General features: G+C 68.6%; 16 protein-coding genes and 2 tRNA genes. 11 read left to right on the top strand and 7 right to left on the bottom strand.

Annotated features, from left to right (window positions below; translation table 11 throughout):
* Positions 1-44: 44 nt before the first annotated feature.
* Positions 45-117: transfer RNA gene (locus BJ982_RS09110), tRNA-Glu, on the bottom strand.
* Positions 118-201: 84 nt separating this feature from the next.
* On the bottom strand, positions 202-1,680 hold the full coding sequence (locus BJ982_RS09105) for a metallophosphoesterase family protein (RefSeq protein WP_311772245.1): 1,479 nt from the start codon (positions 1,678-1,680) through the stop codon (positions 202-204).
* A 282-nt stretch (positions 1,681-1,962) separates the two neighbouring features.
* Between BJ982_RS09105 and BJ982_RS09100 the strand changes: the two genes are divergently transcribed.
* Positions 1,963-2,304: a metallopeptidase family protein gene (locus tag BJ982_RS09100; RefSeq protein WP_184878341.1), complete on the top strand. Its 342-nt coding sequence runs from the start codon at positions 1,963-1,965 to the stop codon at positions 2,302-2,304.
* Positions 2,305-2,521: 217 nt separating this feature from the next.
* Positions 2,522-3,814: an MFS transporter gene (locus tag BJ982_RS09095; protein WP_184878339.1), complete on the top strand. Its 1,293-nt coding sequence runs from the start codon at positions 2,522-2,524 to the stop codon at positions 3,812-3,814.
* Here BJ982_RS09095 and BJ982_RS09090 read toward each other — a convergent pair.
* Positions 3,811-4,245, bottom strand: coding sequence for a PspC domain-containing protein (locus tag BJ982_RS09090; protein ID WP_239123421.1), 435 nt, complete (start codon positions 4,243-4,245; stop codon positions 3,811-3,813). The two genes, BJ982_RS09095 and BJ982_RS09090, sit on opposite strands and share 4 nt — an antisense overlap.
* A 224-nt stretch (positions 4,246-4,469) precedes the next feature.
* Between BJ982_RS09090 and BJ982_RS09085 the strand changes: the two genes are divergently transcribed.
* Positions 4,470-4,544 (top strand) — tRNA-Lys (locus BJ982_RS09085).
* Positions 4,545-4,607: 63 nt separating this feature from the next.
* On the opposite strand, the gene BJ982_RS09080 is transcribed toward BJ982_RS09085, so the two are convergent.
* Complete coding sequence (locus BJ982_RS09080) at positions 4,608-5,762, bottom strand: site-specific integrase (RefSeq protein WP_239123418.1); 1,155 nt, start codon at positions 5,760-5,762, stop codon at positions 4,608-4,610.
* 66 nt (positions 5,763-5,828) lie between these two features.
* On the opposite strand from BJ982_RS09080, the gene BJ982_RS09075 reads away from it, so the two are divergent.
* From BJ982_RS09075 to BJ982_RS09065, 3 genes are all read left to right on the top strand, one after another.
* Positions 5,829-6,332: a hypothetical protein gene (locus BJ982_RS09075; RefSeq protein ID WP_184878337.1), complete on the top strand. Its 504-nt coding sequence runs from the start codon at positions 5,829-5,831 to the stop codon at positions 6,330-6,332.
* Positions 6,329-7,126 (top strand): hypothetical protein, encoded by a 798-nt coding sequence (locus tag BJ982_RS09070; RefSeq protein WP_184878335.1) that lies wholly within the window; start codon positions 6,329-6,331, stop codon positions 7,124-7,126. Before BJ982_RS09075 ends, BJ982_RS09070 begins: the two co-directional genes overlap by 4 nt.
* A gap of 207 nt (positions 7,127-7,333) precedes the next feature.
* A complete protein-coding gene (locus tag BJ982_RS09065; RefSeq protein ID WP_184878333.1) occupies positions 7,334-8,068 on the top strand; it encodes a hypothetical protein in 735 nt (244 codons plus the stop codon).
* On the opposite strand, the gene BJ982_RS39120 is transcribed toward BJ982_RS09065, so the two are convergent.
* The gene (locus BJ982_RS39120) at positions 8,056-8,184 is read right to left on the bottom strand and encodes a hypothetical protein (RefSeq protein WP_260413740.1); all 129 of its coding nucleotides are present in this window, start codon (positions 8,182-8,184) and stop codon (positions 8,056-8,058) included. The two genes, BJ982_RS09065 and BJ982_RS39120, sit on opposite strands and share 13 nt — an antisense overlap.
* A 50-nt stretch (positions 8,185-8,234) precedes the next feature.
* On the opposite strand from BJ982_RS39120, the gene BJ982_RS09060 reads away from it, so the two are divergent.
* The 4 genes from BJ982_RS09060 to BJ982_RS09045 all read left to right on the top strand — a co-directional run bounded on the left by BJ982_RS09060 (position 8,235) and on the right by BJ982_RS09045 (position 10,197).
* Entirely contained in the window at positions 8,235-8,912 is a 678-nt protein-coding gene (locus tag BJ982_RS09060; protein ID WP_184878331.1) for a hypothetical protein, read from the top strand.
* 76 nt (positions 8,913-8,988) lie between these two features.
* The gene (locus tag BJ982_RS09055) at positions 8,989-9,450 is read left to right on the top strand and encodes a hypothetical protein (RefSeq protein ID WP_184878328.1); all 462 of its coding nucleotides are present in this window, start codon (positions 8,989-8,991) and stop codon (positions 9,448-9,450) included.
* Positions 9,447-9,878 (top strand): hypothetical protein, encoded by a 432-nt coding sequence (locus BJ982_RS09050; RefSeq protein WP_184878325.1) that lies wholly within the window; start codon positions 9,447-9,449, stop codon positions 9,876-9,878. Before BJ982_RS09055 ends, BJ982_RS09050 begins: the two co-directional genes overlap by 4 nt.
* Positions 9,868-10,197: a hypothetical protein gene (locus tag BJ982_RS09045; RefSeq protein ID WP_184878322.1), complete on the top strand. Its 330-nt coding sequence runs from the start codon at positions 9,868-9,870 to the stop codon at positions 10,195-10,197. Before BJ982_RS09050 ends, BJ982_RS09045 begins: the two co-directional genes overlap by 11 nt.
* A 273-nt stretch (positions 10,198-10,470) precedes the next feature.
* Here BJ982_RS09045 and BJ982_RS09040 read toward each other — a convergent pair whose 3' ends face one another.
* Positions 10,471-11,499: an RICIN domain-containing protein gene (locus BJ982_RS09040; RefSeq protein WP_184878319.1), complete on the bottom strand. Its 1,029-nt coding sequence runs from the start codon at positions 11,497-11,499 to the stop codon at positions 10,471-10,473.
* 315 nt (positions 11,500-11,814) lie between these two features.
* Positions 11,815-12,225, bottom strand: a complete 411-nt coding sequence (locus tag BJ982_RS09035) for a hypothetical protein (RefSeq protein ID WP_184878316.1) — start codon at positions 12,223-12,225, stop codon at positions 11,815-11,817.
* A 712-nt stretch (positions 12,226-12,937) separates the two neighbouring features.
* Between BJ982_RS09035 and BJ982_RS09030 the strand changes: the two genes are divergently transcribed.
* On the top strand, positions 12,938-13,501 hold the full coding sequence (locus BJ982_RS09030; RefSeq protein ID WP_184878313.1) for a hypothetical protein: 564 nt from the start codon (positions 12,938-12,940) through the stop codon (positions 13,499-13,501).
* The last annotated feature ends 34 nt before the right edge of the window (positions 13,502-13,535 follow it).

Genomic DNA, 13,535 nt, shown 5'->3' with positions numbered 1-13,535 from the left:
TGGTCTTCGACCTTCCGTCGTACTGGTGAGCCTCGGCTCGCGCGTGCCCCCAACGGGATTCGAACCCGTGCCGCCGCCTTGAAAGGGCGGTGTCCTAGGCCGCTAGACGATGGGGGCTCAGGACTTTCGCCCTGGATCCGTGACGTCTTCCGTCGGGGACTTCTGAAGCATAGGGGACTTCGCGCCCCGATGCCAAAGCGGTCACCGTCTGGTCGGTGTCACGGTGGCGGTGGCCCCTCCCGTTGGCGACGGGGTGGGAACCGGCTCTGGCAGAATTGTACGACCTGGGGCGGCTTCCAGGTGACGCTGTATCTGCACCCACTGCTCCCCGAGCCCGCCGAGCGTGACATCGTCCCAGGCCTGCAGGCGGTGGGTGGTCCGGTCGAAGTAGAGGACGGACGCCTGGATCGGCGTGGGTTCGTCGTGTTCGAGGCCGCGCAGCCCCGCAGCGCCCGTGGATCCCTGGATGATCAGCCGCGTGCCCGAGGACATCATCTCGGTCGAGCGCTGGTGGACGTGGCCGGCCAGCACGAGCGGCACGGCCCCGTTGAACGCCCGTCCGATGGTGGGGTCGTGCACGGCGACCAGGTCGGCGACCGCCTTCCCCGCGGCCTTGTCGGCCGCCGGGGTGGCCCCAGGGGTCGGGGCGGCCTTGCCGCGGGAACTCTTGGACGAGGACGGCTTGCGGCCGGTCGTGTCGGACGTCAGCCGCTGGGCGTGGGCGCGTCCGAGCTGGGTGAGCATCGAGGCGTCCGAGTTGACGTCGACAGATTTGTCCGGGGTGAAGCGGGGGTCGCCGACCCCGTAGATCCGGAGGCCCTCGACGGTCTTGACGCCGCCGTCGAGCACGACGGCGTTCTTCTGCTCGGCGACGGCCCGCTGCGTCCCCATGGAGTCGTGGTTGCCGCGCACGTAGACGTACGGCACTCCCAGTTTGCCGATCTCCTCGACGAACCTGTTCTCGGCCTTGGTCCCGTGGTCGGCGATGTCGCCGGTGTCGACCACTAGGTTGATCTTGAACTGTTCCTTCAGGGAGCGGATCGTGTTCCATGCGAGGGGGTTGAGGTGGATGTCGGACACGTGCAGGACCCGCAGCGTGTTCGGATCGGGCGAGTACACCGGCAGCGTGGTCCCCGCGTGGTAGAGCTGGGAGACGTTGGTCACCAGCTTGGCGAGCTGGTTGCGGTACTCCGAGAAGCGGGTCACGATCGACTCCGCGCTGCCGATGAGCGAGGGCACGCCGGTGAGCAGCCCGGTGTAGCGGGGCTCGGCGATGGAGCGGGGGTTGAAGGTCGCCGCGGAGACGGCCGTGACGAGGCCCACGGCCAGCAGGCTGCCGAGGGACGTCCACAGGGCCCGCCGCCACGCGCGGAAGACGATCAGGCCGGCCAGGAAGCCTCCGGCCACGGCGCAGACGGCGGCCCTGATGATCAGCTCGCGCAGGCCGGCCTGGAGGTCGGCCTCGATGAGGTCGGGCAGGGTCTCGGCCCAGCGCGGGCTCTCGAGGAGCTGCTGGGCGACGTCGGCGTGGATGCCGTCCAGGCTCAGGCGGAGCCGGATCGGGCCGTGATGAGAGTCGAATCTGAGCGTGCCGAGCGGGCGGACGTCCAGGACGGTCTGGCCCTGCCAGGACGGCTGCAGGCTCATCCCGATCTGCGCCGGCCCCACCGCGGTGCTCACGGTGGCGCCCATCGCGATCCCGAGCCAGGCCCCTGCCAGCGCGACAAGGCCGATCAGAAGGACACGGCCGGTCCCACGTACGGCGCGTCGCTCGTTCAGCCGCCGTGCGGCTTCCCTCCAGCGCATGGAATTCATCGCCATACTGCCTACCCGAAAACGCGGGCGCACTCATAGCAGTTGCGAGTCAACAGGCGTGTCGGTGTCCGTCAGGACGGCGGGGCCCCCGGTCCGCCCGCCACTCCTGGTTCGCGCGCCACGGCGGGGCGGTGACACGATTGAAGGGTGATCGACGTATCGCGGGAGAAGTTCGAGGAGCTTGTGGCCGAGGCGCTGGACACGATCCCGCCCGAGCTGGCCAAGGTCATGGAGAACGTGGTCATCGTCGTCGTGGACGATCCCCCCGAGCCCGGACTTCTCGGGCTGTACACCGGCATCCCCCTGACCGAGCGCGGCGAGTGGTACTCAGGGGTGCTGCCGGACAGGATAGAGATCTACCGCAACTCGATCCGGGAGGTCTGCGAGACGGAGGACGATGTCGTCGAGGAGGTGCAGATCACGGTAGTCCACGAAATAGCACACCATTTCGGCATTAATGATGACCGTCTCCACGAACTCGGCTGGTGATCCCACCGCCGCGACAATCTGGGATTCCAGCTATTGCCTCTAATGCCGGGACAGGGCGCCGCCTCCGGCACCATTTTTCTATGAATAGCCGGTCAGAACGAACGGCCGCGCCATTCCTCGCACGTTCGGGGTTCGCCAACCGCGAGCGGATCGGGCACCGTCGGTGACATACTGAACACGGTGTGTCAGTAAGGCCCAGCGAGCCCAGCGGAGACATATGGCGGCGACGAGGCCAAGTCGGCTGCCGGGGCGGCACCGCCGCGCATCCGAAAGCCAGGCCACGTACAGCGAGGTCATCGCCATTGGCGAATTTCGTTCGCTATGGCTAGGTCAGTGCCTTTCCCTGCTGGGCGACCAGCTCGCCCAGGTCGCGCTGGCGCTCCTCGTCTACGAGAGAACCCGCTCCCCGCTCGCCACCGCCGCCGTCTACGCCCTCACGTACCTGCCGACCATCCTCGGCGGCCCTCTCCTCGCGGGGCTCGCCGACCGGTACGCGCGCCGCGGCGTCATGATCACATGCGACCTCGTGCGGGCGCTGCTCGTCGGCCTCATGGCCGTCCCCGGCATGCCGTTCCCGGTCCTGTGCGGGCTGGTCTTCTGCGTGGTGCTGCTCAGCTCGCCGTTCACGGCCGCCCGCGCGGCGCTGCTCCCCGACATCCTTGAGGGCGACCGTTACGTCACCGGCTCGGCCCTGCAGAACATGACCAACCAGGCGGTCCAGATGCTCGGCTTCGCCGCCGGAGCCGCCGTGATCGCCGCCATAGGGCCGTACTCGGGCCTGGCGCTCGACGCCGTCACCTTCCTGGCGTCCGCGCTGATCATCGCGGCCGGTGTGCGCCGTCGTCCTCCGCCTGACCCCGAGGACGGCGTCCACGCCTCCATGTGGAGCTCCACCAAGGCCGGCGCCCGCCTCGTCTTCGGCGACCGACGGCTCAGGACTCTGGTGATGTTCGCCTGGCTCTGCGGCTTCTACGTGCTTCCCGAAGGCATCGCCGTGCCGTACGCCGCCACCTTCGGGGAGGATTCTCGCGACGTCACGCTGATCACCGGGCTTCTCATGGCGGCCATGCCGACGGGCACGGTCATCGGGGCCGTCGTCTTCAGCCGCCTCGTCACCCCTACGGGACGCCTGCGCGTGATGGGGTGGATGGCCATGCTCAGCTGCGCCCCGCTCATCGGATGCGCGCTACGGCCGCCGCTGGCCGTCGTCCTTTGCCTGTGGGTCCTCGCGGGAATAGGAGGCGCCTACCAGCTCGCGGCGAACGCGGCCTTCGTCCAGTGCGTACCGCCGAACCGGCGGGCGCAGGCGTTCGGGCTCGTGCAGTCAGGGCTGCTCGCCGCCCAGGGCGTCGGCATCCTCGCCGGAGGCGCCGCCGCCCAGGTGCTGGGCCCAGAGCCGGTGGTCGCCCTCGCCGGAGCTTCCGGGCTCACCGTGGCGGCGCTGCTCGCCATGCTCTGGGCCGAGTCCCGTGCCGAGATAATCACCAAGGTGCGCACCCAGGTGAGCTAGAGGTTCGTGGGACGCTCGTCCGCCGGCGAGCCCGTACGGCCCGGCTGCTGCCCCGGCGTGGGGTACTGGTCGGCGTACGACGGCGCGGCGTCCTGCGGGGCGCGGTTGCCCTTGGCGCTCTTCACGCCCTGCTCCCAGTACGCCGCGGCCTGGTGCCACGCCGACCCGGGGTCGCTCTTCTGCTTGCCGATCAGGTCCTGGACGATCGAGGTCGGCTTGTTCTCTTCGGGGATCAGCAGCCACGCGACGGCGTAGATGCCGACCCCGAGACCGCCGAAGAAGGTGGCGACCGCGAGCGCGATCCGCAGGACGTTGGCGTCGACACCGATGAACTCGGCGGCACCGGAGCAGACACCGGCGACGATCCTGCCCTCACGAGTGCGGCGCAGTTGCTTGGCGGTGGAGTGGCCCTGGATGTTCATCTCGTTCATGTCTCAAGACTGCCCTTGGGGGCACTCTTCGCACATCGGGATTCCCCCTGGCCATACCCTGGTGACGCCCTGAAACCCCCTCGCCCCTTTCCCGATGCTTCGACCCACCCCTGACAGGGAACCAGTTGAAGGACGACCCGGCCACCGGAGGCGCCCGCATCCCCCCGGCAACCGGCAAGGCACTCGCACGATGCGCGGTACGCTCGTACCCTGCACCGCGCACCGGGCCGCTAGCTCAATGGCAGAGCTGCGGACTTTTAATCCGTAGGTTCAGGGTTCGAGTCCCTGGCGGCCCACCAGCCAGAACACCCCCGGAACGGTGATCGTCCGAGGGTGTTTGCTAACACTTCTGCTAACAGCCGCTACGCAGCCACGACATGCACCGGCACGCCGGCGAGCAGAAGCGTGGTCGCGTGGACGTGGCGAAGATCGTGCAACCGGGCAAACGGCAGCGGTTCCAGAGGCCCATCACCCTCGGCGGGGGCGTTGTACGCCTTCACTAGGTCCCTGAGGAGCTGAGTGACGGTGTCGGGGTAGATCGGCCGCCCGAGGCCGGTGGTGAAGACGTGGGGCTCCTTGTCTCCCTGCCACTCGTCGCCCGCAGTGTCCTCGTCGGCTTCCTGTCGTGCCTTGTGTGCCTTGAGAACGGCAACGGTCTCGTCGTCGAGGCTAACGACGCGGATCCGGCCGCTCTTCGTGGTTCCCTCGATGCGCTCGCCGTCGATGATGCCGACCGACCCGGCGATGGTGATCACCTTGCCATCAAGGTTGACGTTCGACCAGCGGAGATTGACCAGTTCACCACGTCGAGCACCGGTGTACGCGGCCAGGTGGAAGAAGGCGAACAGCCGGTGCGACCGCGCGATGGACAGGAAGGTCCGAAGCTGGTCAGGAGTCCAGACGCTCCCCGGTTCGGTATAGGTGTGTTTCGGCCGCTTGGCCCGCTCGACTGGATTAAAGGTGAGCAGTTCTTCCACTTTCACCGCGTCACCGAACGCCTTGCGCAGCACGGCGTGCACGTGGTTGACCGATCGTGTCGACAGCGGTTTTCCATCCTTGCCGCCTTTGGATCGCAGGTGGCCGTACAGCTTGGTGATCGTGCTCGGCCGGACCGCCTGTAACCGCATGTTGCCGATGTTCGGCCGCACGTAGAGCCGAATGATCATCTTGTAGTCCTTGAGGGTCAGCGGCTTGATCTCCATCGCGTGCGTCTCGATCCAGTCATCGAGATACTCGGCCACGGTGACCCTGTTCCGGTCGACGTAATCGCCACGACGTGCCTTCACCCGGGCCTCGTCCCGTGCTTCCTTGGCCTCGTCCTCGGTCACGAATCCGCCTACCCACTTGGGTTTGCTGATTCCGGTCTCCGGGTCTTTGACGCGAATGACGTACGACCAGGTGTTCCCGCGCTTCATAACGCCGTCCCGCAATTTGGTCTGCGGCTTGGCCCCCTTCTTCTTGCTGGCCGGCTCATCTCCTGCCCGACCGTTCGGAGGAGTAGCGGAAGATCTGGTCATGCCGCGTTCTCTCTGCACGCCGACGGCTCGGGCAGGCTCGGCGTCTCCTGGTCCACCACCGGGGCCGTGGCCGGCGTGCTGACCGAGGTGTCCACCCTCCCGGTCCCGGCGCCGCCTTCCGGCCGCCGCGCGCTGCGGGTCACCCTGGACGTCAACAACGGCGCGGCCGGGCGCACCACGACGTTCTACTACGCCGACACCATCGCCGGGCCCTGGACGCAGCTCGGCGATCCGGTCGTCACCGCCGGCACCACCTCGATCTTCGACTCGACCGCAGGCGTCGAGCTCGGCGACGCCGCCGACCTGACCAACAGCCCCGTCACCGGCAGGTTTCACGGCTTCGAGCTGCGCAGCGGGATCAGCGGCAGCGTGGTCGCCAACCCCGACTTCACCACCCAGACCCCCGGCGCCACTTCCTTCGCCGACGCCTCCGGGCGCACCTGGACGATCGCGGGCCAGGCTGAGATCACCAACCGGCAGTACCGCTTCCACGGCGAGGTGTCGTCCTGGCCGCCGCGCTGGGACACCACCGGCACCGACGTCCACACCCCCATCGAACCTCCGGGGTGATCCGCCGCCTGTCCCAAGGCTCCTCGGTGCTGGGCTCGGCGCTGTACCGGGGGAGGCTGTTCGACACCACCGGCCTGGTCGCCTACTGGCCGCTGGAGGACGCCGAAGGCTCCACCTCCATGGCGCCGGCGCTGGCGCACGGCCCGATGACCATCATCGGCGCGCCGCGGCTGGCGTCCTTCGAAGGGTTCGCCGCCTCCAACCCACTGCCCATCCTCAACGGTGCCGAGACGCGCGGCTCGGTCCCGGCCTACACCGACACCGGATCCACCCAGGTGCGGTTCCTGATGGCCGCCCCGGCCGCGGGCGCCGAGGACGGCCAGGTCGTGGCGATGTTCTACACCACCGGCAGCGTGCGCCGGTGGGAGGTGCACTACGGCACCGGCGGCACGCTCGGCCTGCGCGGGTTCGACTCCTTCAACACTCAGCTGTTCACCTCCGGGGGCGTGGCGTTCGCCGTGAACGGAGAACTGCTCATGGTGTCGGTGGAGCTGACCCAAAACGGCGCCAACATCGACTGGAACCTCCTCACCCTGGAGCCGGGCGCCGCCTCGGGCCTCAGCTTCTCCGGCACCCTGGCCGCCAACACCGTCGGCCGCGCCGGCACGATCGCCATCTCCCCCGGCGGGGGCATCACCGACGTCGCCATCGGCCACCTCAGCCTGCAGAACACCATCACCACCCTGTTCGAGCTCGGCGCCCAGCTGGAGGCGTGGGCGGGGAGAAGGCCGGCAGGCGCATCCAACGGCTCTGCCGGGAGGAAGGGATCACCTTCCGGGCACTGGGCGATGTGAACGACACCGTCCGCATGGGACCTCAACGGCCCAACACGCTCATCACGTTGATCCGCGAGGCCGCTGACGCCGACGCCGGCATGTTGTACGAGCCGCGCGATGTGCTCGGGCTCGGCTACCGGACCCGCACCAGCCTGTACGACCAGGCCGCGTCCCTCGCCCTGGACTACCAGGCCTACCAGCTGGCCGGCGAGCTGGCGCCGGTGGATGCCGACCAGCTCGTGCAACGACGTCACCGTGACCCGGGAGGGCGGATCCTCGGCGCGCGCGGTGCTGGAGACCGGCGCGCTGTCGGTGCTGCCCCCGCCGGCCGGGGTCGGCCGCTACGACGAGGCGGTCACCGTGAACGTCGAGCACGACCTGGACCTGTTCGACCAGGCCGGGTGGCGGCTGCACCTGGGCACCGTGGACGAGGCCCGCTATCCGCAGATCGGCATCAACCTGGCCCACGCCCGCTTCAGCGGCAACGCCGCGCTGACCGCCGCCGCCTACGCCCTGGAGGCCGGCGACCGGCTCACCGTCGCCAACCCGCCGGCCTGGCTGCCACCGGAGACCATCTCCCAGCTCGTGCAGGGCTACACCGAGCAGCTCGGCAACTACGAGCACGCCATCACCTTCACCTGCGCGCCGGAGAGCCCCTACCAGGTGGCCGTGTACGGCACCGCGCGCTACGGCCCCCAGGACACCATCACCAATGAGCCGCTGGATGCGACCGAGACCGGCGTGGACATCACCACCCCGACCGGTCCGCTGTGGACCACCTCACCCGGCGGCAGCTTCGACATCGTGATCGGCGGCGAACGGATGACCGTCACCGCCATCGGCGCGGCCACCGGGACGGCGCAGACCCTCACCGTCATCCGCTCGATCAACGGCGTCGTCAAGAGCCACGCCACCGGCGCCAAGGTCTTCATGTACCAACCCGCGATCTACGCACTATGAGGAGGTGACATGCCCGACACCCTGGTCGGCGCCAAGGTCCAGGCCGCCGACTTCCCCGCCGCGGCCTGGGCGTCCGACACGACCTCGATCGACAACATCAGCTCCACCAGCTTCATCGCCGCACCCCGGAGGTGTTCACCACGTTCATCGCCCGACCTCAAGGGCGGTGCTGCTGAGCGTGGGCCTGTCGGCGCGAGACAACGGCGGCGCCAACGCCATCCACCTGGCGCCCGAGATCCGCGAGAACGATGTCACGGGCACGGTGAACCTCTCGCCCAACGTGGTCACCCGCGGGGTCGGCATCCCCGGCGAGCCGGACTCCTTCGTCTACCGGTCCCGCACCACGATCCGCACCGGGCTGATCCCCGGGCAGCTGTACTTCGTCCGCACGATGCACAAGGTGTCCGGCGGCACCACCGCGGACCTGCAGGTGCGTGACGTCACCGTCTGCCCGTGCCCGCTCGGCGGCAACTACGCCGGCCAGCCGGTGCGCGCACTGGACTTCCCGCCCCCGCAGTGGGCGCAGGACGCCACCTCGATCACCAACCCGACCAGCACCGCCCACACCGCGGGGACGCCGGCGGTGTCGGTGACGTTCATCGCGCCGACCTCCGGCCGCGTGCTGATCATCGTGGGCGGCGGCGTCGGCAACTCGGCGGGCGCCGACCGCATCTTCCTGTCCCCGGAAGTCCGGCTGACCAACGCCGCCGGCGCCGTGGTGCTGACGCCGCAGGTCACCAACCACGGGTTCGCCTCCGACAACGCCGCCTCCACCACCGTCTACGGCAGCCGAGAATCGGTCCTGGAAGCCTCACCCCCGGCCAGCAGTACTTCGCCCGGGTGATGTACGCGGTGGCGGCCGACCCGGGCGGGCAGACCGCCGACATCGCCGCCCGCGACATCGGGGTGGTGCCGCTCCCATGACGATCAAACCGGGTGACCTGGTCCGCTCCATGGGCGTGACCGCCTTCTACCACGAAGACACCAGCCTGGTGCAGCTCACCAACACCGCCTACGAGCCCGGAACCCTGGAGGTCGGGGTGTACTTCGTCGCCCCGGCCTCCGGCACCGTGCGGCTCACCATCGGCGGCGGAGTGCGTGACAACGGCGCCTCCGCCCTGGACCGGGTGTTCCTGGCCCCGCAGCTGTTCCTCGGCAGCAGCACGGGCACTGAGGTCCTGGCCCCGAGCGTGAGCCTGCGCGGCTACGGCAGCGTGGCCGAGGACACCGAGTTCCAGTACGGCTGCCGGGTCAGCCTCATCACCGGGCTCACGCCCGGTGAGCTGTACTACATCCGCACCATGCACGCCACCAGCGCCGGCACCGACCCCGACACCGCCGACATCGCCGCCCGCGACATCATCGTCATCCCGATGCCATGAGACCCCTGGTAACGCGCCTGCCGGCCTGGGTACGCACCCAGCCCTTGGACGCCATGTTCGCCGTCCTGGGCATCCCCTCGGCGGTCGCGACGCTGACCGGGGTCGCCACCTCGCACGCCCTGGAGACCCTGCTGCCCTGGTGGGCCAACCGCCTGTGGGCGCTGTGCCTGCTCGCCGGGTGCATCGCCTGGCTGGCCGGGCTGTCCGGCGTCCGCGAACTGGAGGGCCGGCTGGTGGTGACGCGCCTGCCGGTGCTGCTGCTCGGCCTGCAGCTGCTGTCGATGACCTGCCTGGTGTACGCGGTGGCGATCGTGGCGGTGGCCGGGTGGGACGGCGTGCTGGCCGCCTACCCGCTGCTGGTGGGGACCTTGGCCACCTACATCCGCCGCGCCGATCTGCTGTGCCGGCGAGGTGGCGATGGCACCTGAGACGCTCACCACCCTGGGCACGGTCATCAGCGCGGTGCTCGGCGGCGGCGCGATCACCGCGATCACCGGCTACCTGCGCGACCGCCGCAAGGACAAGGGGGACTTCACCGTCTCCACCTTCACCACGCTCAAGGAGATGAACGACCGGCTCAACAAGCAGGTCGCCGAACTACAGACCCTGCTGGACACCGAGCGCGCCCAGCGCCGGGACCTGGAGGACACCGTGGCGCGCGAGCGGCGTGAACGCCGATCGCTGGAGGACCGCGTCAGCGCGCTAGAGCGCGAACTGGCCACCCGGAACCCCGGGGAAGCGCCATGACGGCGGCCTCCCCGGAATACTTCGGCGCCTGCTGCGGAGCAGTCGTCCACCTGGGTGCCTCGCTGTGACAGGTCATCCGTCCGCTGGCGGCCTACGCCGCTGGCTGTGAGTTCCGGCGGTAAAAGGCCGGGTATCTCCAGCGCTATTTGGCCAGACGTGATCTCTTTACGGCAAGCGGGACGATGGTGGTGAGCATGACTCCTATATTCGTAGCAGGAGAAGCATCTACTGCTTGGCTGCCGAACAGGCGATCGGAGCCGACCGCCTGTCGCTTCATCTGAAGCGCCATTGCTGGTTGTGCCCTCCGTCGCAGGTTCGCTGGTGGATGTAGGCTCCGTCCAACATGCTTGAGTTCGACACGACAGCGCACTTGCTGGTTCGCCGGTTCACGATCATGAAGTAGTCGGCATCCGTTGGAGTGATGCGCCATTCCTGCTCTCGCGCTCCGGCACAGCGCTGATGCGACAGACTAACTCCGTCGTTTGGATTACCGCCTCCCACGGTCAGGCACTGGCCGTTGTGAGAGGCTCGGATGTTGTAGTAACCATCGCTGGTTGATACGAAGGTCCATTCCTGGCTGCCGCGTCCGTTAGTGCACGTCTGCTGCTGGACGAGAACGGTGCCGGTCGCATCCATGCATTTGTCGCTGTGCCTGGCTACCAGCTGCTTGGGGGTCGTGGGGACCGTCGGGCCCGGCAAGGGGGTGGGGTGGAGGCGCTCAGCGCGCACGATGGTGTCGTCCACCCATAGTTCGGTCTGCTCGGCGTTGGTCCGCACTTGGACCTTGATCTTCACATCGCAGGTGGCGGTGGCATGGTCGGACGGGCACTTGATCATCCCGGTACGGATCAGGGAACTCTCGTGAAACTGTCCTGAGTCCGGACGGGCGTAGTCCCATATGAAGATGGTCGGGTCGTCGGTCGTCGACACCGGATGCAACTCGGCGCCGTCGGCCAGGATCCGGCTCTGGCACCAGCCTCCCACTGGGCCCGCGCACCGCGTCTCGGCATTCAGCCACACGGTGACCAGCGATTGCCGGCCCTTGGGGACCTGGAGGGTCAGCGACCCGCAGTCCAGATCCGTCCAGTTCGCGCCCTTGACCGTGTGGCCGGCGATGTTGGTGCTGGCCTCGACCTGATGAATGTCCGACCTCGACGACCATGCCTTGCAGTCACTTGGCTCGTGCAGGCTGGACATCGGCACCGTTGCGGCCTGAGCGGCCTGCCCCAGGCCGGCACCAGCAGTGAGCGTGCCAGCAGCCATCAGGGCAAGTGTCGCGAACTGTCGCGCTTTGTTTCTCATGGGCAAGTCCCCCCGACTCCGCAGTTCTGCCATCGGAAACAACGTCTGAAGACCCCGGTCCACGCGGGATCGGGTATCCGGTGATCATGAGTTGGTCAACCACGCCAACGAGCAGCTCAACGTGGTGCGCACGGCGTTCCCAGGGGTGAGAACTGACCGTCCCGGCCAGGGGGTTGGCCAACCCCGGTCGGAGAGAGAAGTTGGCGTACGTTTCCGTTCCGCCGCGCTCTGCCCCCGCGTCCGGCGTTGGAGATCGTCGCCCAGGCGGGCGGACCGCCTGGGCGAACTGACCGACCGCCTCAAGGGCGGCCTCGGTCAGGGGACGATGAGGTGGAAGCCGGTGTCGCGGGCACCGGCGGCGGCGGTACCGATGCCGACAAATACATCGCGGGAGTCCCCGCAGGCGGCGAAGTTGTCGGGGCGCACGTGGACACTGGTGCCCCAGCTTCCGCTCCACTGGGCGGTGGCGACCGGGACGGTGGAGGCAGGGTTGATGTCGGAGTCGAGCCGGACGCAGTACTGGCCGACGGCGATCTTGCGGGCGCCGATGACGCCCTTGGAACGCACGACGTGGCCGTCGGCGGTGATGATAGCCACGGCGCGGACACCCGAGGCCGTGGCGCCGCCGAGATCGGCCTGCGCCGGGGTGGCAAATGCGCCAAGCGTGACGGCACAGGCGGTCAGGGTCATGGCGATGGTCATGGTGGTCTGCTTGACGTGCGGCATGCCGACTCTCTCTCGCGCAAAGGGACTGTGCGGGGACAGGCTTGTCACCGGGCCGGATAACGTTGTCCCGGCTCCTGCAAAGCCAGCACTTAATGTAGATTTTCTGCTACAGAGCGTGCTCGGCGACACGGTAAAGATGATCTATGCATGCTGGAATGACCCAGCAGCTGCAGTAGAGCCACGACGCACGCGGCCCGCTCGACCTGGTCGCACGGCCGGGCGGGCACCCGCAATCTCAGCCACGAATCAGTCGGCAACCGCTCCAGAACCCGGCGTCGAGAACGACCCACAGGCCTGGGATCCCAGGCGGACGGGTGCCCGGCAGGGGTGCAACTACCTGACTTCCCAGGCGCTGGAGTGTGATGATGCCCCGGGCCGTCACCCTGGTATACCCGCCGTCGTCATATCACCTCGAACGGTGAGCACGCTGCTGTAGGGTCGGCCCGTCGGCTCCTCGGCGAGCCAAGACCACGGTCCCCCCGGGGCATCATCGCGGACCGCCGGTCGCATGCCGGACGCCCCCGCCTCCACTCGGCTGGAAGTGGGGGCGCTTTGCCTTCCAGCAGGATCAGCCGTCGTAGTCGGCCTGCTCGGCCCGGTACACAGCCTCGCTGGCGACGTCGAGCATGGGCCCGCGCCAGGAGACGACCGGACTGGCCTGCCGGTGACCTGCGAAAGTGACATCAGCCGCCGCCACCCCGATAAGCCCGATATGAACCCGCTCGCACGGCTACGCCGCCCTCCCGCCGCGCCCGCGCCGTCCCTCATCCTGGCCGCGCTGCGCGTGCCGCGCGCCGCTTGGTGGTGGATCCTCCCGGTCAGCGCGCTCATCGCCGCCGTGGTGTACGGAGTGGCCCGTTGGCTGCTCACCAGCCTGCCCCCCGAGCCAACAGGGGCGGCTGAGGCCGCCGCACGCAACGAGGCGGTGCGCACCGCGCTGGCCGCCGGTGCCGGCGTCGGCGCGGCCGTCACCGTGATGCTCACCTTCCGCCGCCAGCGCCACCAGGAGCTCTCAGCCCATGCCACTGCGGCCCTGGCCGAGCGCAACGCCGAGCTGGCTGAGCGCAACGCCAAGGCCGCTGAGCATGACGCCATCGAACGCCGTGTCACCGAGCTCTACACCAAGGCCAGCGAGCAGCTCGGCAGCGCGAAGGCCGCCGTCCGCCTGGCCGGCCTCTACGCCCTGGAGCGCCTGGGTCAGGACAACCCCGAGCACCGCCAGACCATCGTCAACCTCATCTGCGCCTACTTGCGTATGCCTTACACCCCGCCGTGATGCTGCTCGGTGACCTGGGGCTTCGACCATCCTT

This window comes from Sphaerisporangium siamense (assembly GCF_014205275.1).
Lineage (GTDB): Bacteria > Actinomycetota > Actinomycetes > Streptosporangiales > Streptosporangiaceae > Sphaerisporangium > Sphaerisporangium siamense.
Note: the sequence above shows the minus strand (reverse complement) of the source record. Positions and strands in the feature narration are given on the sequence as shown.

What these genes read in the sequence shown, in the direction of transcription:
- BJ982_RS09030 (WP_184878313.1), top strand. Translation starts at nt 12,938, where the DNA reads ATGAACCCGCTCGCACGGCTACGCCGCCCTCCCGCCGCGCCCGCGCCG.
- BJ982_RS09035 (WP_184878316.1), bottom strand. Translation starts at nt 12,225, where the DNA reads ATGCCGCACGTCAAGCAGACCACCATGACCATCGCCATGACCCTGACC.
- BJ982_RS09090 (WP_239123421.1), bottom strand. Translation starts at nt 4,245, where the DNA reads ATGAACGAGATGAACATCCAGGGCCACTCCACCGCCAAGCAACTGCGC.
- BJ982_RS09080 (WP_239123418.1), bottom strand. Translation starts at nt 5,762, where the DNA reads ATGACCAGATCTTCCGCTACTCCTCCGAACGGTCGGGCAGGAGATGAG.
- BJ982_RS09065 (WP_184878333.1), top strand. Translation starts at nt 7,334, where the DNA reads ATGCCGACCAGCTCGTGCAACGACGTCACCGTGACCCGGGAGGGCGGA.
- BJ982_RS09045 (WP_184878322.1), top strand. Translation starts at nt 9,868, where the DNA reads ATGGCACCTGAGACGCTCACCACCCTGGGCACGGTCATCAGCGCGGTG.
- BJ982_RS39120 (WP_260413740.1), bottom strand. Translation starts at nt 8,184, where the DNA reads ATGAAGCTGGTGGAGCTGATGTTGTCGATCGAGGTCGTGTCGGACGCC.
- BJ982_RS09055 (WP_184878328.1), top strand. Translation starts at nt 8,989, where the DNA reads ATGACGATCAAACCGGGTGACCTGGTCCGCTCCATGGGCGTGACCGCC.
- BJ982_RS09050 (WP_184878325.1), top strand. Translation starts at nt 9,447, where the DNA reads ATGAGACCCCTGGTAACGCGCCTGCCGGCCTGGGTACGCACCCAGCCC.
- BJ982_RS09095 (WP_184878339.1), top strand. Translation starts at nt 2,522, where the DNA reads ATGGCGGCGACGAGGCCAAGTCGGCTGCCGGGGCGGCACCGCCGCGCA.
- BJ982_RS09040 (WP_184878319.1), bottom strand. Translation starts at nt 11,499, where the DNA reads ATGAGAAACAAAGCGCGACAGTTCGCGACACTTGCCCTGATGGCTGCT.